Annotated in this window: 19 protein-coding genes and 1 tRNA gene; 6 read left to right on the top strand and 14 right to left on the bottom strand. The window is 57.1% G+C overall.

What is annotated here, in order from left to right; all coding sequences use genetic code 11:
• Nucleotides 1-10: 10 nt before the first annotated feature.
• A complete protein-coding gene (locus AOQ71_RS21125) occupies nucleotides 11-196 on the bottom strand; it encodes a hypothetical protein (protein WP_057750389.1) in 186 nt (61 codons plus the stop codon).
• Between the two features lie 93 nt (nucleotides 197-289).
• Here AOQ71_RS21125 and AOQ71_RS45995 point away from each other — a divergent pair, with 93 nt between their 5' ends.
• Nucleotides 290-1,072, top strand: a complete 783-nt coding sequence (locus AOQ71_RS45995) for a hypothetical protein (RefSeq protein ID WP_057750392.1) — start codon at nucleotides 290-292, stop codon at nucleotides 1,070-1,072.
• 88 nt (nucleotides 1,073-1,160) lie between these two features.
• The gene (locus AOQ71_RS46000; RefSeq protein ID WP_057750395.1) at nucleotides 1,161-1,499 is read left to right on the top strand and encodes a DUF3768 domain-containing protein; all 339 of its coding nucleotides are present in this window, start codon (nucleotides 1,161-1,163) and stop codon (nucleotides 1,497-1,499) included.
• Nucleotides 1,500-1,585: 86 nt separating this feature from the next.
• Here the strand turns inward: AOQ71_RS46000 and AOQ71_RS21140 are convergent, their stop codons facing one another.
• The gene (locus tag AOQ71_RS21140; RefSeq protein ID WP_157083608.1) at nucleotides 1,586-2,086 is read right to left on the bottom strand and encodes a hypothetical protein; all 501 of its coding nucleotides are present in this window, start codon (nucleotides 2,084-2,086) and stop codon (nucleotides 1,586-1,588) included.
• 251 nt (nucleotides 2,087-2,337) lie between these two features.
• Here AOQ71_RS21140 and AOQ71_RS21145 point away from each other — a divergent pair, with 251 nt between their 5' ends.
• Nucleotides 2,338-2,724 (top strand): hypothetical protein, encoded by a 387-nt coding sequence (locus tag AOQ71_RS21145; protein WP_157083609.1) that lies wholly within the window; start codon nucleotides 2,338-2,340, stop codon nucleotides 2,722-2,724.
• 24 nt (nucleotides 2,725-2,748) lie between these two features.
• On the opposite strand, the gene AOQ71_RS21150 is transcribed toward AOQ71_RS21145, so the two are convergent.
• Nucleotides 2,749-2,937: a hypothetical protein gene (locus AOQ71_RS21150; RefSeq protein WP_057750597.1), complete on the bottom strand. Its 189-nt coding sequence runs from the start codon at nucleotides 2,935-2,937 to the stop codon at nucleotides 2,749-2,751.
• Nucleotides 2,938-3,092: 155 nt separating this feature from the next.
• Between AOQ71_RS21150 and AOQ71_RS21155 the strand changes: the two genes are divergently transcribed.
• From AOQ71_RS21155 to AOQ71_RS21165, 3 genes are all read left to right on the top strand, one after another.
• A complete protein-coding gene (locus AOQ71_RS21155; protein ID WP_057750403.1) occupies nucleotides 3,093-4,154 on the top strand; it encodes a hypothetical protein in 1,062 nt (353 codons plus the stop codon).
• 70 nt (nucleotides 4,155-4,224) lie between these two features.
• Entirely contained in the window at nucleotides 4,225-8,046 is a 3,822-nt protein-coding gene (locus AOQ71_RS21160; RefSeq protein WP_083514381.1) for a beta strand repeat-containing protein, read from the top strand.
• Between the two features lie 30 nt (nucleotides 8,047-8,076).
• Complete coding sequence (locus AOQ71_RS21165) at nucleotides 8,077-8,412, top strand: helix-turn-helix domain-containing protein (protein WP_057750409.1); 336 nt, start codon at nucleotides 8,077-8,079, stop codon at nucleotides 8,410-8,412.
• On the opposite strand, the gene AOQ71_RS21170 is transcribed toward AOQ71_RS21165, so the two are convergent.
• The 11 genes from AOQ71_RS21170 to AOQ71_RS21230 all read right to left on the bottom strand — a co-directional run bounded on the left by AOQ71_RS21170 (nucleotide 8,409) and on the right by AOQ71_RS21230 (nucleotide 19,016).
• The gene (locus AOQ71_RS21170) at nucleotides 8,409-9,248 is read right to left on the bottom strand and encodes a hypothetical protein (RefSeq protein ID WP_057750412.1); all 840 of its coding nucleotides are present in this window, start codon (nucleotides 9,246-9,248) and stop codon (nucleotides 8,409-8,411) included. The genes AOQ71_RS21165 and AOQ71_RS21170 overlap by 4 nt on opposite strands.
• A gap of 42 nt (nucleotides 9,249-9,290) precedes the next feature.
• The gene (locus tag AOQ71_RS21175) at nucleotides 9,291-10,448 is read right to left on the bottom strand and encodes a hypothetical protein (protein ID WP_057750415.1); all 1,158 of its coding nucleotides are present in this window, start codon (nucleotides 10,446-10,448) and stop codon (nucleotides 9,291-9,293) included.
• A gap of 15 nt (nucleotides 10,449-10,463) precedes the next feature.
• Nucleotides 10,464-10,751 (bottom strand): hypothetical protein, encoded by a 288-nt coding sequence (locus tag AOQ71_RS21180; RefSeq protein ID WP_057750418.1) that lies wholly within the window; start codon nucleotides 10,749-10,751, stop codon nucleotides 10,464-10,466.
• Nucleotides 10,752-10,764: 13 nt separating this feature from the next.
• Nucleotides 10,765-11,154, bottom strand: a complete 390-nt coding sequence (locus AOQ71_RS21185) for a hypothetical protein (RefSeq protein ID WP_057750421.1) — start codon at nucleotides 11,152-11,154, stop codon at nucleotides 10,765-10,767.
• Nucleotides 11,145-11,645, bottom strand: coding sequence for a hypothetical protein (locus AOQ71_RS21190; protein WP_157083611.1), 501 nt, complete (start codon nucleotides 11,643-11,645; stop codon nucleotides 11,145-11,147). The genes AOQ71_RS21185 and AOQ71_RS21190 overlap by 10 nt, the downstream gene beginning before the upstream one ends.
• Nucleotides 11,646-11,682: 37 nt before the next feature.
• On the bottom strand, nucleotides 11,683-14,169 hold the full coding sequence (locus tag AOQ71_RS21195) for an AAA family ATPase (RefSeq protein WP_057750427.1): 2,487 nt from the start codon (nucleotides 14,167-14,169) through the stop codon (nucleotides 11,683-11,685).
• A 589-nt stretch (nucleotides 14,170-14,758) separates the two neighbouring features.
• On the bottom strand, nucleotides 14,759-15,016 hold the full coding sequence (locus AOQ71_RS21210; protein WP_057750434.1) for a hypothetical protein: 258 nt from the start codon (nucleotides 15,014-15,016) through the stop codon (nucleotides 14,759-14,761).
• A gap of 179 nt (nucleotides 15,017-15,195) precedes the next feature.
• Nucleotides 15,196-15,271 (bottom strand) — tRNA-Lys (locus AOQ71_RS21215).
• A 168-nt stretch (nucleotides 15,272-15,439) separates the two neighbouring features.
• Nucleotides 15,440-16,018, bottom strand: a complete 579-nt coding sequence (locus tag AOQ71_RS21220) for a Spy/CpxP family protein refolding chaperone (protein ID WP_057750437.1) — start codon at nucleotides 16,016-16,018, stop codon at nucleotides 15,440-15,442.
• A 209-nt stretch (nucleotides 16,019-16,227) separates the two neighbouring features.
• Nucleotides 16,228-17,229, bottom strand: a complete 1,002-nt coding sequence (locus AOQ71_RS21225) for a TRAP transporter substrate-binding protein (protein ID WP_057750440.1) — start codon at nucleotides 17,227-17,229, stop codon at nucleotides 16,228-16,230.
• A gap of 224 nt (nucleotides 17,230-17,453) precedes the next feature.
• On the bottom strand, nucleotides 17,454-19,016 hold the full coding sequence (locus tag AOQ71_RS21230) for a 2-isopropylmalate synthase (protein ID WP_057750443.1): 1,563 nt from the start codon (nucleotides 19,014-19,016) through the stop codon (nucleotides 17,454-17,456).
• Nucleotides 19,017-19,030: the final 14 nt, after the last annotated feature.

Raw genomic sequence — 19,030 nt, forward strand, 5'->3', positions numbered from 1 at the left:
CCTTTCTCTTTCAGTCCTTGTTCGGAAAGAGGACCAAGCGGCCGTCGATCGGCAGCGCGTGCAAGCTGATCGAGATGCCATCTTTGTCGACCGTCCAGGCCGCGCCAACTTCGTGATAGAAGTTGTTCGGCTCTTCGCCTTCCTTCGCGATGTTGCGTGATACGAAGACTTTGTAGTCGGGCTTACGGTTTGCCACAGGTACTCTCCTTTTGCGGGTTGCCTCTGGCCTCAATGGTACAATTCAAACCGGACGGACCTTCTCGCTATCCCCACGTCGCTGGAGACTCCAATGCCCTTCGTCGATTTCGCGGAGCTGAAGACCCGTGTCTCCTTGGAGGATGCCATGCGACTGCTTGGCCTCGCCCTCAAGGTGCACGGCAACCAACACCGAGGCCCCTGCCCGGCCTGCAAGTCAGGCGGCGAGCGCGCCTTGGTCATCACCCCTGGCCGAGGCTTCTACTGCTTCGCCAAGGGCGCAGGAGGCGACCAGATCGCTTTGGTGGCCCACATCCGGGGTTGCTCGCTTCCGGAAGCAGCGGCCTTCCTGGGTGGGAACGGTACTGTTCCCACGACCGGCCGCCGGAACAGTACCAGTACCGTTCCTGCTACCGTTCCCCCTGCCCACCAGAAGAAGCCAGGTTTCGATCCGGAGACCTACGCGGCCAAGCTGGATCCCGCCCACGCGGCCCTGTCCGCGCTTGGGATCTCGGCCGAGACCTTTCGGGACTGGAAGGCCGGCTTTGCGAGCACCGGGACCAACCGGGGCCGCTTGGCTATCGCGCTGCATGACCCGGCCGGGAACGTCCTCGGCTTCGCCGGACGCGCGCTCGGCACCGAGCAGCCGGTACTCACGATCCCGAACGGGCTCAACCCGCAGGAGATCATCTTCGGGGCTCACCGGGTCGAAGCCGGCACCCTCTACCTGGTCCGGGACGTGCTCGACGTGTTGCGAGCGTACGAAGCCGGCGCAACAAACTGCGTGTGCTTCCTTTCGGAAATCTCCGGCTTGCAGGTCGAAATGCTGGCCGCCCTCATGGCGACCAAGCACTGCGACACCCTGGAGCTCTTCTGAACATAGAGGCCCGCCGCGTGCGGGCCTTTCTTCTCCCTACTGCCCGGCATCCGTGACCTCTCGGGTGCCGCCAGTGAGGAGAAGCGTTATGAGTGACGAGCAGGACAAGACGGCTCGCATCCGCGAGCTGAATGATGCCTTCCGCAAGACGTTTGCCGGCGGCAGAATGATGATGTCGGCTAGCGTCGCCGCTTTGCCACACATGGTGCGGTCGGCCGCTTGGTTGAAAGTGTCGGAATTCAACGAGTGGGATGCCGGAAACGATCCTTACCATGAGCACGACTTTCTCACATTCGAGCTGTGCAATCGCAAGTTCTTTTGGAAATGCGACTACTACGCGCCCGACATGCAGACTGGATCTGAAGATCCTTCCGATCCAGCGAAGACCGCACGCGTCGGACTGCTTATGCTCGCGGAGGACTATTGAGCCCGTTGCGGCAGCCTAACGAGGGCTGCCGTTTCCTTTTGTCGACGTGTCAGCCCGGCCTACGACGTCAGTCGCGATCTGCTGCATCAAAACATTCCGAGGTACATAGAATTTCGCGGGTCGGAGAAATCCAGACTTGGCTTGTATGGAGCAATCTTCTGCACCAAGAAGTGTAGATCTCGTCTAACTTGCTCCATCTTTATGAAATGGGCGTCGCAATCCTTTTCGCTCCAAGCGACTATTTCCTTCTTTAGAGCGCCCTTGGCTGTATTGCGTCGGAACTCTACCCCATCCGGCGCGTGCCCCTCGAACATCGAATGAGCTACGATTTGCCGTAAGTCATTCACTCTTGCGACATCCGAGAAAGCCTCTCGAATGGCTTTCTCCTTGCTGCCGTCGTCTTGGGCATTGAGCGCGGTCTTCACGATGTTGCACTTTTTGAAGAAGTCGATCGAGGCCGTCAGAATTAGCGAATTATCTTTCTCAAGCTCAAACAATTTCCCGATTGCGATATCTAGCTCACCTTCGATTTGCGCAAACAGATGCAAAAACTTGCCAGCCAGATAACATGCACGATCTAATGACACACGCGTCTCCTATCAATCATTCTTCATGCGCTAACCACCATAGCAATGAAGTCGCTTTCGAGGAACGAGCGCTCGATGGCAAGGGTGTAAAATAGTTAGAGCCCTGCCCCTTCCCACCTAGGCCAATCGGTCAGCTAAACGCACTGGCGAGTGTTATGCCCCGTTGGGGGACCGTCGAGACACGCCCCGACTACGTTCGATTCGTAGCGGTGCTCCACCAGTGGGGCAGGGCTAACTCATTCAGGAGAGTAATGATGCTCATACCGTATGTACTTCCCATGCTCCTGCAAACACACGTCCGCGGTCTGTTCGTTGTCCAGGAGCAATTCGACCCTACCGAATTCGCGAAGCTGGTCGAGCAGTCCGGTATCATTCCAAAGAAGCTGATAGCGGACTACAGCACGGACTACGAGGAGGCCGCGGAGTACCAGGGAGCCTCGATCTTTCGAGACGTTCAGCTTCCGTGGATCATTGTCATCTTCAAGTCCGTGCCACGGGAGATTCGCGGCACGGCTCTGCATGAGATCGCCCACTTGGCCGATCACATGACCTGCAACTCCGAAAACCGCGCCCGCTTCATTGAGCACGTCTACATGACGTTTTCCGATGACCTGGACGTTCGGCTGGCTCGTCAATAAGGCGAGCCTCTTCTTTTCAACCAACTAGCGCCGATGACCAAGCCTAATTCCGAGCTTGAGCGCCTTTTGCCGCAGCGAGCCTTCGGAGCGCTTTGTAAGTTTCGCAATCTTTGCGACGGGCGTCTTCGCCTTCGAATGAGTGCGCAGCTCTTTCACGTCCGCCTTGGTATATTCCCGACGAACGATAGTCTTCTTCTTTACTTTCTTAGCCACGCACTGCTCCTGATTTATATGAGGCGTTCTTCTAGCACGCATAAACGTGCCGGCAAGTAACATCCGTCTTCAACACTGAGCCAAGCTGAGACTCGACGGATACTGAGCAATGTCAAATGAGCAAAGCGATGCTAATATAACGGCATACAACCGCTATGCGTTTTCAGCCAAGCTATGTTTTTCGTGGGCTCCTAGTCGCGCTATTCTTTGTTGCTGCCTGGCAACCGGCCCTCGCGTCGACCGGCACGATCGATGCCACCAATCATTACGCATGGGACGACAACGGAGGCTACGTAAACTGGAATGCAAATGGTGGCAACGTAACCGTCACCGACACTGGGCTTACTGGCTACATCTGGTCGGCAGGGTTTGGCTGGATCAATCTGGCGCCCGATCAGGGCGGCATAACAAACAGCTCCGGCACTCTAGGCGGCTATGCCTGGGGAGCTAACACCGGTTGGATCAACTTTACCGGCGTCACGATCGACAGCAGCGGGCGCTTCCACGGTCAAACAACCGCACAATCGCTCTTTGGCACGATGACCTTTGACTGCACCTACTGCAACGTCACCACCACGTGGCGCAATTCATCCACCGCAGCCGCAAATACCGACACCGGTGGTAGCGGCACCATCAGCGGCGCGCAGTCGTACGGGTATCAAAGCCCCGCAACCGGCAGCGCTGCCGTATCGACCACACCTTCGTCACTAGTCCCAACCACGCCGCCACCGACTGCCACCAAGCCAAAGTCTGGCCCAACCGGCGGCTCAACAGTACCGGCCCATCTAACGCCCAGCATCACCTTGACCATCTACACCAGCCCCACGGCAGTCGTAGACAAGCCTCTCGCGCTCAACATCACCCTCAACGATACGAAGCGCTCGCAAGACGTATCCTATGCCTACCGCGTGTATCGCGCCGACGGCTCGATAGCGTATTCAATTACCGGAACGCTTGTCCCTGCCGCATCACCGGCCTTCAGCGTCAGCATTCCAACCAGTGGCCTTGGCGCGGGTGCCTACACGATCGGCGTGTCCGCGCAGTATGGCCAGCAATCCATCGTATCAGAAACGCTGCCGGTCACCTTGTATGCGACCACGGCCGACGCCTCCAAGCACGTGTCAGATACGACGGCCACATCGGCAGCCACCCCGTCGTGTTCGTGGCTAACATGCTGGTGGCGGAGGATAGTCGCTCTCTTGAAACGAGTGCTGTAGCTCTCACCCTCGTACTTTCCTGTTTAATTAAGCGCCGTGCTACACTGAAATATCCGGCCGCGATTTAAATATGAAATCCAAACCCGCCCTTGCTTCATCACTCCTATACCTTGGCCTCTTCCTCCCTGCAGTAGCCTCCGCATCCTACCAACCCGGCCAAACGTTGAACCCGACGTGCCCGCCGAGCGATGGCACGTGCATTGTCGTAGCCTCGACCAGTCAATGGGCAACGAGCGGCGCAAACATTTCCTACACTGCAGGCAACGTCGGCATTGGCACGACGTCCCTATCGTCACTTCTCACGATCGACTCCACCTCAACCTTAGGCAGCATCATCCGGCTTTCTAACGCGGACATCGGCGGCCACATTTACGATCTCATTTCCACGGGATCGGCAAACACGAGCGGCGCGGGTCGCTTTGACATCTACGACAAGACCACTGGCCTCAGCCGCCTCTCAATCACGTCGGGCGGAAATGTCGGCGTCGGAACGACATCGCCATCATCGCTGTTCGCCGTAGCTGGCTCTGCTTACTTAGCCGGCTCACTCAACACCGGCGATGCAAGCACCACGCGTTCTAATCTGGGATTGAGCTACGCAACGAATAGCAGTGCAGTCTATTCGGCATATAGCATCGTCGCGTGGGGTGACAGCCTCACTTCCGGCAACGAGGACGGCACCGGAGTCACCTACCCTTCTTCTCTCTCAAGCGACCTCTCGGGCCGAACCGTTACCAACAAAGGTGTGGGCGGCCAGACGTCAACACAGATTGGTGTTCGGCAAGGAGGCGTCTCAACAACCGCAACAATTTCAGGCGGCCAAATCCCAGCATCGGGTGGCGTGACCGTTACTTTCCCAACCGGTTACGAACCGGTTACCTCGCAAGGACCTTCAGGAGGCGTAAGCGGCACAATCTCAGGAGTGTATGGAACAGTCACGTACTCCGGAGGGACCTACACCTTTACACGAGCGACTTCTGGAAGCGCCGTAAACGTATCGTCCGCAACTTTTGTTGTCGACACCGGCACATACAGCAACAACACCGCTATCATTTGGGCTGGCAGAAACAACTATTCGAGCCCTTCCCAAGTGGAGTCCGATATTGCGGCCATGGTCGCGGCGCTTGGCGCAAACTCTCACTACCTGATCCTTTCAATTCTCAACGGCGAGTTTGGCTCAAATGAGTACTCCGGGGGATCTGGCTATAACCAAATCGTCAGCATCAACAGCTATTTGGCCTCGACCTATCCTGGGCACTACCTTGATATCCGGAGCTATCTCATTCAGCACGGCTTGAGTGACGCAGGAATTGCCACTTCCTCGCAAGATCTTACGGATATTGGTCACGATATCCCACCAACCGATCTGCGCTATGACAGCATTCACCTCAATGCAGCCGGCTACAGGATAGTCGCCCAGCAAGTTGCCAACTTCGTCAGCGGCACCCTCGACACTTCCAACTCATCAGGAGTTCTCACGCCTAGTTCGTTGATGTCCGTTTTTGCTTCGCCCTACGCCTTGGGCACTTCGGTCCGCAGCGCAGGAGCATTCTCAGCCATAGGAATTGGCACAAGTTCGCCTTCAACCGGCCTAACAATCACCGGCGGCAATGTCACATTCGCTCAAGACAATGGCATTCTTTATCTCAAACAATCTAATCTAAACGGTGCGGCTGGCTTGCAAGTGAGCGGCAACGGCAACTATGTTCAAACGCTTGGCACCGGATTGGTCCCCAACTCCGACAACGTACAGTCTTTTGGTGTAGGTCCCACGCAACAGCGATACTATGCTGCCTTCCTTGGGACCGGTCCGTCGACCATCGCCGGCAGCTTGAGTATTGGAACCACTACACAGTCATCGCCGAGCAATGGCCTCCTGGTTTGGGGGAACGTCGCAGTTGGCACGACATCATCATCACAGAAGCTGTATGTCGCTGGCGGCAACGTGCAGATCGAAAATGGAAGACAGTATCTCACTAAAGACGCGAGCGGCAACAGCATGTTTGTTGCCAATACTTTAGGAAGTGATCTGTACTTGGGAGGCAACTATGTGAACAACCTTTATCTTGGGACGGGGTTCACTGGAGAGTCTCAGGCACTTACCATCCTCAATGGAGGCAATGTTGGTATCGGCACGATCAACCCGGCTTATACTCTCGACGTTGCAAAATCGCTTAGCGCCGGAAATGTCGATGCCATCAGAGTGATCAACAATACCACCCAGGCGCTGGGTAATGCCGTATCCATCCTTCTGTCCGACAGCAACTCGACAACGGATCTTGGAGCCAAGATACAAGCAGTCACCGAGAACGCGACCGGAGGCAATAGACAATCGGGATTGGCTATCCTCACCTCTTATCAAGGCGCATCTACGACACCTTTGGAAAGAGTACGCATTACCGGCACTGGCAGTGTTGGCGTTGGGACCACATCACCTACGTCAAAGTTGGAAGTGGTTGGTAATATTCAAATCTCAAATAGCGGCGGTGGCATCTACTTCCGTAACAGCGACACAACTGGCGGCAACAGCTTGGTGTTGGCCGGTGATGGTACAACGCTGCAAATTGGCGGCAGCTTCGTACCGTATCCGGACAATACATACACCCTTGGTATCGCGAGCCAACGCTGGGCTGCCTTAAATGTCGGTACAGGCGCTGCGACTTTCGGCGGCTCGGCAACGGTGGCCGGCAATTTTTCTGTCGGCACTACAACGACTAGCGGCAACAAAATCGCGATTACCGGGGGCAACGTCCTATTTGCTCAGGATAATGGGACACTCCTATTTAGAAAATCAGATAGCACCGGCTCCGCTGGACTTCAGACCAGCGGCAACGGAAATTACGTGCAAGCGATGGGTAGCGGCTTTCTCCCGCAGACTGACAACACTCTCTCGCTCGGGTTTAGCGCGACTAGTCAGAGATGGTTCTCGCTTTACGTAGGCACAGGCGCATCTTCTTTCGCAGGAACATTGGCCGTTGGTACATCAACATCCTACTCAAAGCTCACGGTCTGGGGAGCTGACACGGCAAGTTCTACCCTGGCATTTAACGTGGTCAACAATGCCTCAAGCACTGTTTTTGCCGTATTCGATGGCGGCAATGCGCAACTCTCCGGCACACTTACGCAAAGCTCTGACGCCCGCTTGAAAACGAACGTAGATTCCTTGGACGCTTCCTCTTCCCTGTCGGCGATCAACCAGCTCAATCCGGTTTCCTACGACTGGCTCGATCCAGAAAAAGGCGGCGTTCGCCAATACGGCTTCCTGGCCCAGCAAGTGCAGTCGATTTTCCCCAACCTTGTTTCGACAACGTCCCCCACTGCCCTCACGCCAGACGGCACATTGGGCCTGAACTACCTTGGCTTAATCAGTCCGATCGTGAAGGCAATCCAGGCGCTCTCGTCTGAGCTTTCGAGCCTCCAGGCGACGGTCGCTGGCTTCGCAGACTCATTCACTTCAAAGCACATATCGACCCAAGAACTCTGCCTTTCCGATCAGACCGGGCAAACTTGCATCACCAAGTCTCAGCTCGACGTCTTCCTTTCCGGCCAGCCAGCGGTCCAGATCAGCACGCCGGCTCCTTTGACGATCGGCTCGACCTCCACTCCCCCGACGATCCGCCTTGCTGGCGCTAATCCTGCTACCCTCAACGTTGGCGACACTTATACGGACCTTGGTGCAATCGCGACCGACAACCTAGGCCACGACCTCTCATACCGCATCTTCCTCAACGGCGCTCTGATCAGCAACATTGTGATCGACACGACCCACGTCGCGACCGACACGATCGACTACGTGGCCACCGACACCTGGGGCAACACGTCGACCAGCACCCGCACGGTCATCATATTGCCGCAAGCATCGCTTTTCACCGCAACCTCGACGACGCAATAGTCGCGAATATCGAATCGAAATGGAGACCTGATGCGCAATCGCGATGCGCAGGTGCGCGAGCTATTCAGTCATATTCGACGATTTGTCGATATCCTTGAGGACATAGCGCTTCGTCCCCTACCGCAGGAGGTGGAGCAGAGGCCAGAAGCACGGCCGCCAGCACAAGACCGCCCGGTCCCTGAGCTACCGCAGAAGCTCGCTTATTCAATAAAAGAAGTGCTGGAGCTTTGCGCAATCAGTCGCGCCTCGTTGTACGTGGAAATCGGCAAAGGCCGCCTGCGGGTCGTAAAGCGTGGACATCGATCTTTGATCCTCGCCGCCGATCTCCAAGAGTGGATGAGCAAATGGTCCGCATTGCGAACTTAACCAGGAGCGCCTGCAGGCGCTCCTTCCGCATCGTCGCTAGGCTCACCCATTTGAAGATTGTCGAGCTTGATCAATGGATATGAACCGAGCCCCAATAGCGCGTTTCCTAAAACAATCACGCCCCACTGCTTGCACGCAAGAATCTTCGCGGGCTTCCCGTTTATCATTGTCGGTTCTTCGGTCAGCCTCGTTCGCTTCTCGGCAAGCTCCTGCAAAACGATTTGCACCCGTTCCTCTGGTGAGAGATTGAGGTACGGAACCAGCATATATCCAGCACGCGGCGGCGAAAGAAAATCGTAGCGCCGCTTGCGCGCCTCCTTCCAAACAAAGGGAGCACAAGGCCCAAGCACATGACGGTCGATCCGTTTCATGAGTCGCAATGCACGGGCCACAGCGCGAAGCAAAACCCGATACTCGATATGCAAATAAGTTTGCTTGTTTGCTTCTCCGGGAAGTTGCTTGTGGCTCACGTCCCGATTTCGCTTGTCTCGGATCTTCGATTTCAAGATGTACGCCGTGAAGGCGTCGGCCTCAGCCTCGAAGAGACCGAGCTTGCGAGCCGCAAAGTAGAATGTCAGCTGTCCAATCTTCTTCTCTGCTAACTCCGAAAGCCGGCCGACCAGCTCGTCACTCAGCTTGTCGCCAAGGAGATGCGCGAACTGCACGTTCTTGTTGCTCACATCCTTATCGATATTACCCGATTGTTGCTGCTGCGCAGAAGCAATAAAGTGCCGCATCAGAAGCCATGTCGTGATCGCTTCGCCAACTTCTCCCCTGAGGTTGGATACCAAATTTTCGATATTGGTACGCGCGAGCACAAGCTTATCGTTTGCCATAGCTTGTCACCGATCCCCATCGCTAGCAAATTTGGCTGGTTGTCATTCGGGCGGCCATGGATTTGGAACACCAAGAATATCCGCGAAGTTTACGCCGTCGTGACGAGACCAGCGCCCGTTGTCGTTCTCAAGGCAAGGAAGGGTTTTCAGCTCCGCAGAAAGTGCCGACGTTGCCCACGGATTGACCGCTAAGAGCGGGTGCCACTTCTCTTCCCGCAGGTGCCAGGCGGTATGTTTTGGTAAGAGCAGCACTCCACTTACGTGCTGGTTCTGCGGACCGTTTGGTCCGTTCCAAAATCCGTTCTTCGCATAGTCTAAGCGCAGCTTACCACCCACCATTGCGGCTTTCTCGTCCCCGAAGACGGCTTCCGTAAGCGCGATGCGCACTGTCTCAGCGCTGAATAGCTGGTCCTTTCCATCGCCCACGACGATTACGTAAGGCGCATCGAGCTTGCCGTAGCGCCGGGACTTTTTTACCAACGCCGCTCGTATGTCTTTATGAGGGTGAATGATGCCTCCTCCGAGCGAAGCTACGCCTATGGCGTGCCCACGCTGCCCAGGCTCGCCACCGGCATATAGCTCCATCTCAATGATCCACTCGCCAGCCGTAAATCTTCCGACCATCTCCGCTGTTCGCGCCTGCTCCACATTGTCTCGCGCCCATTGCTCGATGGCGGCGACGAGCGGCTTGGTAGCCGGGCTACTTGGACCAGCACGCACCAGGTTGTAACCCAGCAAACAACCCGCGGGCAGCTTTGCGCCATCGATCGCGTTGTAGATAACCGCCTCGCGATTCTGCTCCTTGGCGCGCTCGGCCGCTCGGTTGACGGTTGTGACCTCGACATAGCAGATCGTCTTCCCGGCCTCGTCGACAACCGCAAAATCTGGATGATTGGTTGAGCCAGGAACATCGGGATGGAAGACGAGTTTCAGACCGGATTTCGTGAGAAAGCTTGCAACCAGCAGCTCGCAAAGTGCTGCTCCGAAAGCCTCATCCCCTCCATACTGCATCCGAGAGACAAGCTCTGCCCGATGCTCTTCAGGGATAGCGGCGATCCAACCGTTAAGCAGCACTCTGAGCTGATCGTACCCGTCCCGCGCACAGCTATCGTAGAACTCAAATAGCTGCTCTCCACGCTTGAGCGGCTCCTGTCGGGTTCTTTCGCGCTCGGCAAAGAGGCTAAGTTCGGCTTCCGCCATAACAATGTGCCCACACTAGAACATCAAAGCGAGGAGCTGCAAAAAGGCAGAAAGAAACGCGGCTATCCCGGCTGCGGCGCTCAATCGCGACTGCTTCGCAAACGCGGCGCTCACTGCAGCATCGTTGGTCAACTGCTCGGCACGAGCATACAGCACCTTCTGTTCAAGAAGGAACGGCTCACTGAATGGGTAGCTCAGCTTAAGCGGCACCTTTGCCGACCAGATCCAAAGGGCGCCCGATGCCGCGGCAAGCGCAACTGATATCCACTGCAAGATCAAGCCGAGATGTGGCAAGACACCCATTAACAGCCTCCGGTCACTTGGACGGCAGTGGCGGATCTACGTACTCCCAAATCGTACCAACAATAAAACCGCCGACTATTCCGAGGGGATAAAACCAAATCTCTCGCAAACCGGCGCTCGGGTTCAAGAATTGCAAGAGTACGAGGGTGCTGCTGCCAGCCACCACCCAGATCGATGTCGTCAACGCGCGCGGCCCCCACTCGTCAGCTTCTTGCACATAAAACCCGACCAACGTGCCCAGGAAGACCCCAAGCCAAAGCGCCCCGAGAATGACCAACCAATCAGCTTTGCTTCTGTATGCAACAACGAGCGCCACCGACAGGCTTACAAAATAGATCGCTGCAATAGCCCAGAGAAATCCGATACCAAGTTTTTTCATCGCGTGCCCCACCTTCACAACCATTGCCCCGGCTGCTTCGTAACTTCCCATTCCCGCTTCAGTATCTTTCGCGCCAGCTCAATTGCGTCGTCTGCTCCCTTGCGCCATCCCACCTCAATGGTCGGGGTCTCTGACGGTTCGAGTTTCCCCAGATCGAGCAGCTTGTCGAGAGCTCGCAAGAATGCATCGTCTTCTTTCTTGTAACGATTTTTAAGCGGGTTAATGCGCAACTTGATTCTCGATAGGATCACCAGCGCGTCGTTTTGCAGCGGAAGAAACTCTTCCCTCTCTTTCTTACTCTTCTCTTCGAACGCAACGATCGCGTTGATCTCTTCGTATTTTCGAACCCACTTGTGGGTGGCGCCTATGTAAGCGGCGACATCGTCGCGCAGCGAATCAATCCATTTTTGACGAAATTCCGAGATCTTCACGGAGCGAGAAAGCCGCCCGCTGATCACTTGCGCCAAAATGCCGGCGACAACTCCGCCAAACAAAATTTGGGGCCAAATTTCCACCGCGTGTCTCCTGAGGGCTGTTTGCTAGAGCTATCTGTTATTGGCGATTCAGACGCTTGTAGAATCTCTTGATTGGTGGGCTTTGCGAGGAATCCGTCCACGTGAAGCAATCAGCCAGCGCGTCAATGCTCTGCAAGACACCAAGCAGCGCGTACGCCCCAAATGGCGTTCCGCTGCCAGTCTCGTAATGACTGACGAAGTTTCCAACGATTGACGGCACATGAGTGTTCTTGATGTCTGCCATCTGTTGTGCGCTCAAAACGCACCGTCCGGCCGCCTGATAGAGGTCCACCGCATCTACAATTGCGTCCAGATAAGTTGATAATGTTCTCTTGTCTCCGCGCGTCGCGTAGTCAGGCGGGCATGGTATCTCCAGCTTCGAGATAATGTGGCCGAGCTTGTATTCGAGGTACTGCCGAACGAAAGGAGCGCCTAGATCAACCTGCCCAGCATTCAGCAAGTTTTGAGCCTGCACCTTCAAGCGATCTGCCTCTTGCGCAGATACCATCACTCTGCCGATCGGCGGCATACCCTGTAACTTTTGGTGGCTCCAATCCGCAGTGCCGTTTTGCTTGTCAAAATACTTTTCAAGCGCGCTGTCGTGGCTCAAGATGATGAACTGCAGACCATTGGCATTTGCAGGCTGCTGCAACTTGGTTCGGATCGCCTCCATTAGGCTGAACTGGTGCCCGGCATCGAAACTTGATGTCACATCATCGAGAATAACGAACCGAGGCGTCCCGTTGTACTTGCTCGCCGCCGCCAAAAAGATCGATGCGGCAACTGCATTTCGATAGCTTTCCGAGAGCACCGCCCTCGCATTCACTCCGGCCAATCCGTGGAAGTCGGCCAACTTGAGATCGATATTCTCGCTACCAGCGGCACGCTCCAAAGTGGGCCTGACGTCCGGACCACCCCGTACCAAAGCAGCAAACAGCGTTTGATATTCTGCCTCGATCTCACCGATGCGTTGGTTTGCCAGCGCATTCTCGGCTCCACTAAAAACGTTCTTTGCTTGTGTAATAAAATCCTGCCAGCGCAAACTAACAGCCAGGTTTTGTGCAACGTCCGCAAGTGCCTTCGCTGCTTTTTCCCGAGCAGAAAGAGCACCACAGAATTCCTTCACCGCTGCAAGCATCTTGCTGACTGCAACCAGGGACGGCGGCAGCTTTCCTTCAATCTCAACTCTCTCCTTCTCAAGCTCGCTCAACTTCGCGGCGCGGGTTTGCTCGTATGAGTCTAGCCGAGCAAAGACCGCTTGCAGGTCAACGGTGGAGAGTGTTTGGTCATCGGCCGCCTGCAATATTGCGCTATGACCTCTATCGGCCAAGGCAATTCCCATTTCCGGAGCGGCCTCAAGATTTCCAAAACGGACGACACTCGAGACCCGCCTGATTTCCATTCCGAGCTTGTCGTTCGCGGCGTCCGCAGCGGCGTACTGCGAAATTCTGTCCTTAAGGTGATCTAAGAGGTCGCGATCCAATTTGGAGTCACACACCGGGCACAACTTGCGATCCCACAAGCTATCGCTAACGACTTCTTTTGCATTCTCGTACAACACCCGTAGAGCCGCGCTTCCGGCTTTTGTCATTGCCGTATCGCGATCGGTTGCCAACTGCAGAATATTTCTTCTTTCTTCTGCTTCGTCCCCTGCGGCTGCCAACGCTTGCAAATCTGTGATCGACTTTAAAACCTTGGCGTGGCGTGCGCGCATCGGCCCGCCTTCCTCCTTTTCGACCAGTTTTTCCGCCGCAGCTATGTCAACATTACGGACATCACTTGTCCCAACAACCGGCTTCAGGATTTCTAGGTTTTGAAGTGCTTTCGATACGATCCTGCACAGCGATTCGATATCCGACAAATCGGTAGCGGATTGGCCTGTTATCTCGGCGTAAGCAGCCAGAGCTCTCGCGGTGCCCTCCGAAACTTCACGTTCGCGCGCCGTCTTATCCGTTTGAAGCGCCCGCAGATCAAAATCGGTGTTTAACGTGCGAGTATCGCTTGCGCCCTCAAGAAGTTGACGAAGCTCGGAGTAGGCACTTAGGCCTACTAGCGAGGAAAATGAGCGCCCACGCTCAAGCGCGGACGCATCAACAAAATCGGAAAACTTCGTGTAGTCGACGAGCACAAAGTCCTGGCGCAACTCCCGTAAGAACTTCTCGGGATCAGGGTGCCTTGATGTAGCCAGTCGTCTCCCTGCCGCATCGCGCTTGATGGCGATTTCGACCGCAGCCGAGCCGTCGTCGGGCTCGAAACACAGCTCTACCAGGGCCTCTCCGCTAGGATGAAATTTGTTTGCAACGTATGACTCAGGGTGCTCCGCACCTTGCAATCTCTTAAGCCGAGGCACGTCGCCGAAAATTGCAAAATGAATCGCCTCGAAAATCGAAGTCTTGCCAACGCCGTTGTGAGCGTGGATCGAATTAACGGCGTTCGGCTTGAACTTTATAACCAGGGGATCTCCATCATTGTTGATGCCTCGAAATCCCTCGATCGAAATTTTCGAAAGATAGTAGCGGGTCATGATTAGCTGCCCGCCTTCTTCGGAGTCAGCGCCTTCAATTGGCTAAGGACAGCCGCGTTGAATGTCGCGCGATTGGCGCGGGCTCTTGTCGGATTACCATCTCCTTTGAGCGTTCCCAGATTGTCGAAGAGGATCTTTGTGCACTCGGGATCAATCGATTCCAAGTATTTCCGAAATTCTACGAGGTGCTCATCGAGAGTTTTTGTTAGATCAAAATCGAGCGGCATACGACCACAATATTGGTGAAAGTAATTTGGCGGGACGTGCTCGCCTCGGCCGGACCGAGGTTGACGTGTAGATAGTGTACAACCTGATGAGTATTCGTCCAGAGGATTGGGCTTCGACGGCGCACTAGGATACCGGATCGCCCTTGCGTCCCCCAATGCCATATGGCCGGTTCAAGAAATACTCTCGATTGCCAAGCGCCTTCTCTGCGTACTGGTCTATCGCGACGATGATCGCCTGGACGTGCTGATAGCAGTACCCTTCCCTAGTCGCGCGGTGACGCACTTCCGCGAGCGCCCTTATCCAAGGAGGATTGTCCGCCTTCTCGTCGTACCACTTGAGCAAATCAGGCGAGCCCACCGTGTCAGCTCCGCTTCGCGCCGATACGGATCTGCGGCCCGAGGATGAACTTGTCCTTGCCTTCGTACTTGCGGCGCGATTCCCCGACGAGCCGGTCGCGCTCGCTGCACAGCTCATCAAGTTTGCCCAGCATTCGCGCCAACAACTCTTCCGCAGACTTGGTGCTGATGCCCGCGCGTTGAAGATCGAGGATTTCCTTTCGCTGCCGCGCTATCTGCCGGCGGCGCTGCTCGATGTCCCCTCGAATGAACTCAAGATCCATGGCCTCGCCCTCTTTGTTTATAAGAACAAAAGAGGAACAAAGACGCAAGGCCGAAAAATATTTTTGGCGCGGGGCAGCGGCCGTTTGGCGGTGCCAAATCGGTGCCACGCCATTTCCGTTTGCCGAGGAGAGTGTGTAGCGAAAATGAAAAAAGCCCCGCAGGGCCAATCTCTTGAGAGTGGTGGGCGCACCAGGGCTCGAACCTGGGACCCGCTGATTAAGAGTCAGCTGCTCTACCAACTGAGCTATGCGCCCGAAAGGCGGTCAATGCCTTGCGAGGCCGGTCGTTTAGCAAAGCGATCCGGGTCTGGCAAGCGATGCGAGGCATGTTTTCCAAGGTTCTTCCACAGCCCCCGGAAAGGCGAAAAGCCGCTGGATTCCAGCGGCTTCGCAGAGGTTAGTGCCCCGGAAATCCCGGTCCGCTCAGAGCCGGCCTTCCCGGTCGGCGCCCTCGTCCCGGTCGCCGCCGCGCATGTGGTCCATGCCGTGATCCATCATGCGGTCCATGCGCTCCCTGAAACGGTGGGGCGGGCCGTCTTCGCCGCCGCCGAACGGGCCGCGATGGCGGGTCAGCAGGGCAAGGCGACGCTTCTGGCCGTCATCGAGGCTCTTGTAGAGCGGATCGGCGGCATCGGCGATCTTCTTCAGGGCTGCCGAGCTCGCGCCCATGTCTTCGGCGCGCTGGCGCAGGCGGGCGACGGGGTCATCCGGCTTGTCGGGGTCGCCGGGACCATTCATCCGCGCATTGGCGCGGTCGAGCCGCAGCTTGGCGAAGTCGCGCACCGCGGCCTCGACCGGCGGCCACAGCTTCTCCTGATCGGCGTTGAGCCTCAAGCCGGCATGGACGGCAGCAATGCGCGCGTCGACCAGGGCCGCGCGGTCTTCCGGGTTCATGCGGATGTGGTGGAAATGCTCCATCCACGGGCGATGAAATTGGGCATAGACCGCGCCCGAACCGGCGATGCTGAGCACGGCGATGGCGGCGATGGTAAACTTCCTCATCCGAACCTCCTCTGGAAGGATGCGCTGAAGATGAGCGTCGGAAGGCCCGTGCGCAACTTACAACTTGGACAGGAAGGCCCGTTCTTACGGGATCTAACGCCTATTAATCTTGGTTCAGCCGCAACCGGAAATCATTCGCAACAAAGAGCTTCCGTGCGGCTCGCACGGAAGCCTCATCCGTCGTTCATCCAGACTAGTTTGTCGTGCTGTTAATTAGTAGTGCTCTTGGCTTCCTTCTGGAATTCGTCGATCAGCGGCTGGCCGACGCGGCTCGCGGCGTCCTTGTAGACCGGCTCCATCGCCTTGCGCATCGCTTCGTCCTGCTCGCTCGTCAGCTTGATGATTTCGCTCTTGCCGCTCTTTTTGATCTCGGCGAGCGCGTCGTCGTTTTCCTTCTGCGACTGCGCGTTGTTGAAATCGGTCGCTTCCTTCATCGCCTTCGCGAGCTGGTCGCGGATGTCGGCCGGCAGGTCGTCCCAGAACTTCTTGTTCACGATCACCACATAGCCGATATAGCCGTGATTGGTCTCGGTGATGTACTTCTGCACCTCGTGCATCTTCTGGGTATAGATGTTCGACCAGGTGTTCTCCTGCCCATCGACCACGCCGGTCTGCAGCGCCTGATAGACCTCGCCGAACGCCATCACCTGCGGCAGCGAGCCGAGCGCCTTGAACTGGGCCTGCAGCACACGCGAGGACTGGATGCGGAACTTGACGCCCTGGTAGTCAGCCGGCGCGATGAGCTTCTTGTTGGCGCTCATCTGCTTGAAGCCGTTGTCCCAATAGGCAAGGCCGGTGATGCCCTTCGGCTCGAGCAGCTTGAGCAGCTTTGCACCGAGCGGGCCTTCCGTCACCTTCCGCAGCGTCTTCAGATCAGGAAGGATATAGGGCAGGTCGAACACCTCGAACTCGCGGATGCCGAGCGGCCCGAACTTGGAGTTGGACGGCGCCAGCATCTGCACGCTGCCGAGCTGCAGCGCTTCGAGCTCCTCCTTGTCCTTGTACAGCGTCGAGTTCGGGTAGACCTCGACCTTGACCTTGCCGTTCGTGTACTTCTCGGCGAGCTCCTTGAATTTTTCCGACGCCTTGCCCTTCGGCGTGTCGGTCGCAACCACGTGGCTGAACTTGATGATGATCGGGTCGGCGCTGGCCTGGCCGGCAAGGCCAAGTGCCAGTGCCGCGACGGACGCCGCGATCGCGAAGCTGCGCATAATCTCTCCCTGTTGTTGTTTGGGCCGCCCGTGCGCGGACGGCCGATCTTTATGCCGACAGCACCAATAGCGGCTCGCGCATAGAGCCGCTATTGGCCGTTCGCAGGGCAGCTATTCGTGATGAATGCGAGCCGTCATTCCGGGGCGATGCGTCAGCATCGAACCCGGAATCTCGAGATTCCGGGTTCTCGCTGCGCGAGCCCCGGAATGACAAGCTTTGCTTGTCAGCTCGCCGCGGCCGTCGTCACGGTGTCGCGCTGGCGCTTCATGACGATCTTGTTGAGGGCGCCGAGATAGGCTTTGGCGGACGCCACCAGCGTGTCCGGATCCGCCGCGCGGGCCGTCATCGAGCGCCCCTCCTGCGACAGCCGCACCGACACTTCCGCCTGCGCATCGGTGCCTTCGGTCACGGCGTGGACCTGATACAGTTCGAGCTTGGCCTCGTGCGGCACCAGGCGCTTGATGCAGTTGAATACCGCGTCAACAGGACCGTTGCCCTCGGCTTCCTCGATCTTGATCTGGCCGTCGACATCGAGCTTCATGGTCGCGCGCTGCGGGCCATGAGTGCCGGCGATCACGGTCAGCGAGGTCAGCTTGATGCGGTCGTGCGAGGCGGCCATCTCCTCATCGACCAGCGCCTCGATGTCCTCGTCATAGATGTCCTTCTTGCGGTCGGCGAGCGCCTTCATCCGCGTGAACGCATCTTCCAGCTGGTTCGGGCCGAGCTTGTATCCCATCTCCTCCAGCTTGTGCACGAAGGCATGACGGCCGGAATGCTTGCCCAGCACCAGCGAGGACTGCTTCAGGCCGACCATCTCGGGCCGCATGATCTCGTAGGTCGAGGCATCCTTCAGCACGCCGTCCTGATGGATGCCGCTCTCATGCGCGAACGCATTGCGGCCGACGATCGCCTTGTTGTACTGGACGGGGAACGAGGTTGCGGCCGACACCACCTTCGAGGCGCGGGTCAGCTGCGTGGTGTCGATCTTGTTCCAGTAGGGGAATTTGTCGTTGCGCACATTGATCGCCATCACGATCTCTTCGAGCGCGGCATTGCCGGCACGCTCGCCGATGCCGTTGATGGTGCATTCGACCTGGCGGGCGCCGCCGACGACGCCGGCCAGCGAATTCGCCACCGCCATGCCGAGGTCGTTATGGCAGTGGACCGAGAACACGGCCTTGTCGGAGTTCGGCACGCGCTCGATCAGCGTCTTCATGAAGTGGGTGTATTCCTCCGGCACCGTGTAGCCGACGGTGTCGGGGATGTTCACCGTGGTCGCGCCGGCCTTGATGACGGCCTCGACGATGCGGCACAGATAATCCATCTCGCTGCGGGTGCCGTCTTCGGCCGACCATTCGACGTCGTCGATCTGGTTGCGGGCGCGCGCGACCATCGCGACCGAGGTCTCGATCACCTCTTCCGGGGTCTTGTTCAGCTTCACCCGCATATGCAGCGGCGAGGTCGCGATCACGGTGTGGACGCGGCCGCGTTTTGCAAACTTCACGGCCTCGGCGCAACGGTCGATGTCGGCCGGGTGCGCACGGGACAGGCCGGCGATGACGGCATTCTTGGAGCGGCGGGCGATCTCGCTCACCGCCTGGAAGTCGCCCTCGGAGGTGATCGGGAAGCCGGCCTCGATGACATCGACGCCCATATCATCCAGCAGTTCGGCAACCTCGAGCTTCTCCTCGAAGGTCATGGTGGCGCCGGGGCATTGCTCGCCGTCGCGCAAGGTGGTGTCGAAAATGATGACGCGGTCCTTGTCGGACTTGTTCACGGAGGCCATTCTAAATTCCTTTT

Origin of the sequence: Bradyrhizobium manausense, assembly GCF_001440035.1 — a bacterium.
In the GTDB taxonomy this organism is placed as follows: domain Bacteria; phylum Pseudomonadota; class Alphaproteobacteria; order Rhizobiales; family Xanthobacteraceae; genus Bradyrhizobium; species Bradyrhizobium manausense.

Coding starts and splice junctions, on each gene's coding strand:
- AOQ71_RS45995 (WP_057750392.1), top strand. CDS start 290: ATGCCCTTCGTCGATTTCGCGGAGCTGAAGACCCGTGTCTCCTTGGAG.
- AOQ71_RS46000 (WP_057750395.1), top strand. CDS start 1,161: ATGAGTGACGAGCAGGACAAGACGGCTCGCATCCGCGAGCTGAATGAT.
- AOQ71_RS21145 (WP_157083609.1), top strand. CDS start 2,338: ATGATGCTCATACCGTATGTACTTCCCATGCTCCTGCAAACACACGTC.
- AOQ71_RS21155 (WP_057750403.1), top strand. CDS start 3,093: ATGCGTTTTCAGCCAAGCTATGTTTTTCGTGGGCTCCTAGTCGCGCTA.
- AOQ71_RS21160 (WP_083514381.1), top strand. CDS start 4,225: ATGAAATCCAAACCCGCCCTTGCTTCATCACTCCTATACCTTGGCCTC.
- AOQ71_RS21165 (WP_057750409.1), top strand. CDS start 8,077: ATGCGCAATCGCGATGCGCAGGTGCGCGAGCTATTCAGTCATATTCGA.
- AOQ71_RS21170 (WP_057750412.1), bottom strand. CDS start 9,248: ATGGCAAACGATAAGCTTGTGCTCGCGCGTACCAATATCGAAAATTTG.
- AOQ71_RS21175 (WP_057750415.1), bottom strand. CDS start 10,448: ATGGCGGAAGCCGAACTTAGCCTCTTTGCCGAGCGCGAAAGAACCCGA.
- AOQ71_RS21180 (WP_057750418.1), bottom strand. CDS start 10,751: ATGGGTGTCTTGCCACATCTCGGCTTGATCTTGCAGTGGATATCAGTT.
- AOQ71_RS21185 (WP_057750421.1), bottom strand. CDS start 11,154: ATGGTTGTGAAGGTGGGGCACGCGATGAAAAAACTTGGTATCGGATTT.
- AOQ71_RS21195 (WP_057750427.1), bottom strand. CDS start 14,169: ATGACCCGCTACTATCTTTCGAAAATTTCGATCGAGGGATTTCGAGGC.
- AOQ71_RS21210 (WP_057750434.1), bottom strand. CDS start 15,016: ATGGATCTTGAGTTCATTCGAGGGGACATCGAGCAGCGCCGCCGGCAG.
- AOQ71_RS21220 (WP_057750437.1), bottom strand. CDS start 16,018: ATGAGGAAGTTTACCATCGCCGCCATCGCCGTGCTCAGCATCGCCGGT.
- AOQ71_RS21225 (WP_057750440.1), bottom strand. CDS start 17,229: ATGCGCAGCTTCGCGATCGCGGCGTCCGTCGCGGCACTGGCACTTGGC.
- AOQ71_RS21230 (WP_057750443.1), bottom strand. CDS start 19,016: ATGGCCTCCGTGAACAAGTCCGACAAGGACCGCGTCATCATTTTCGAC.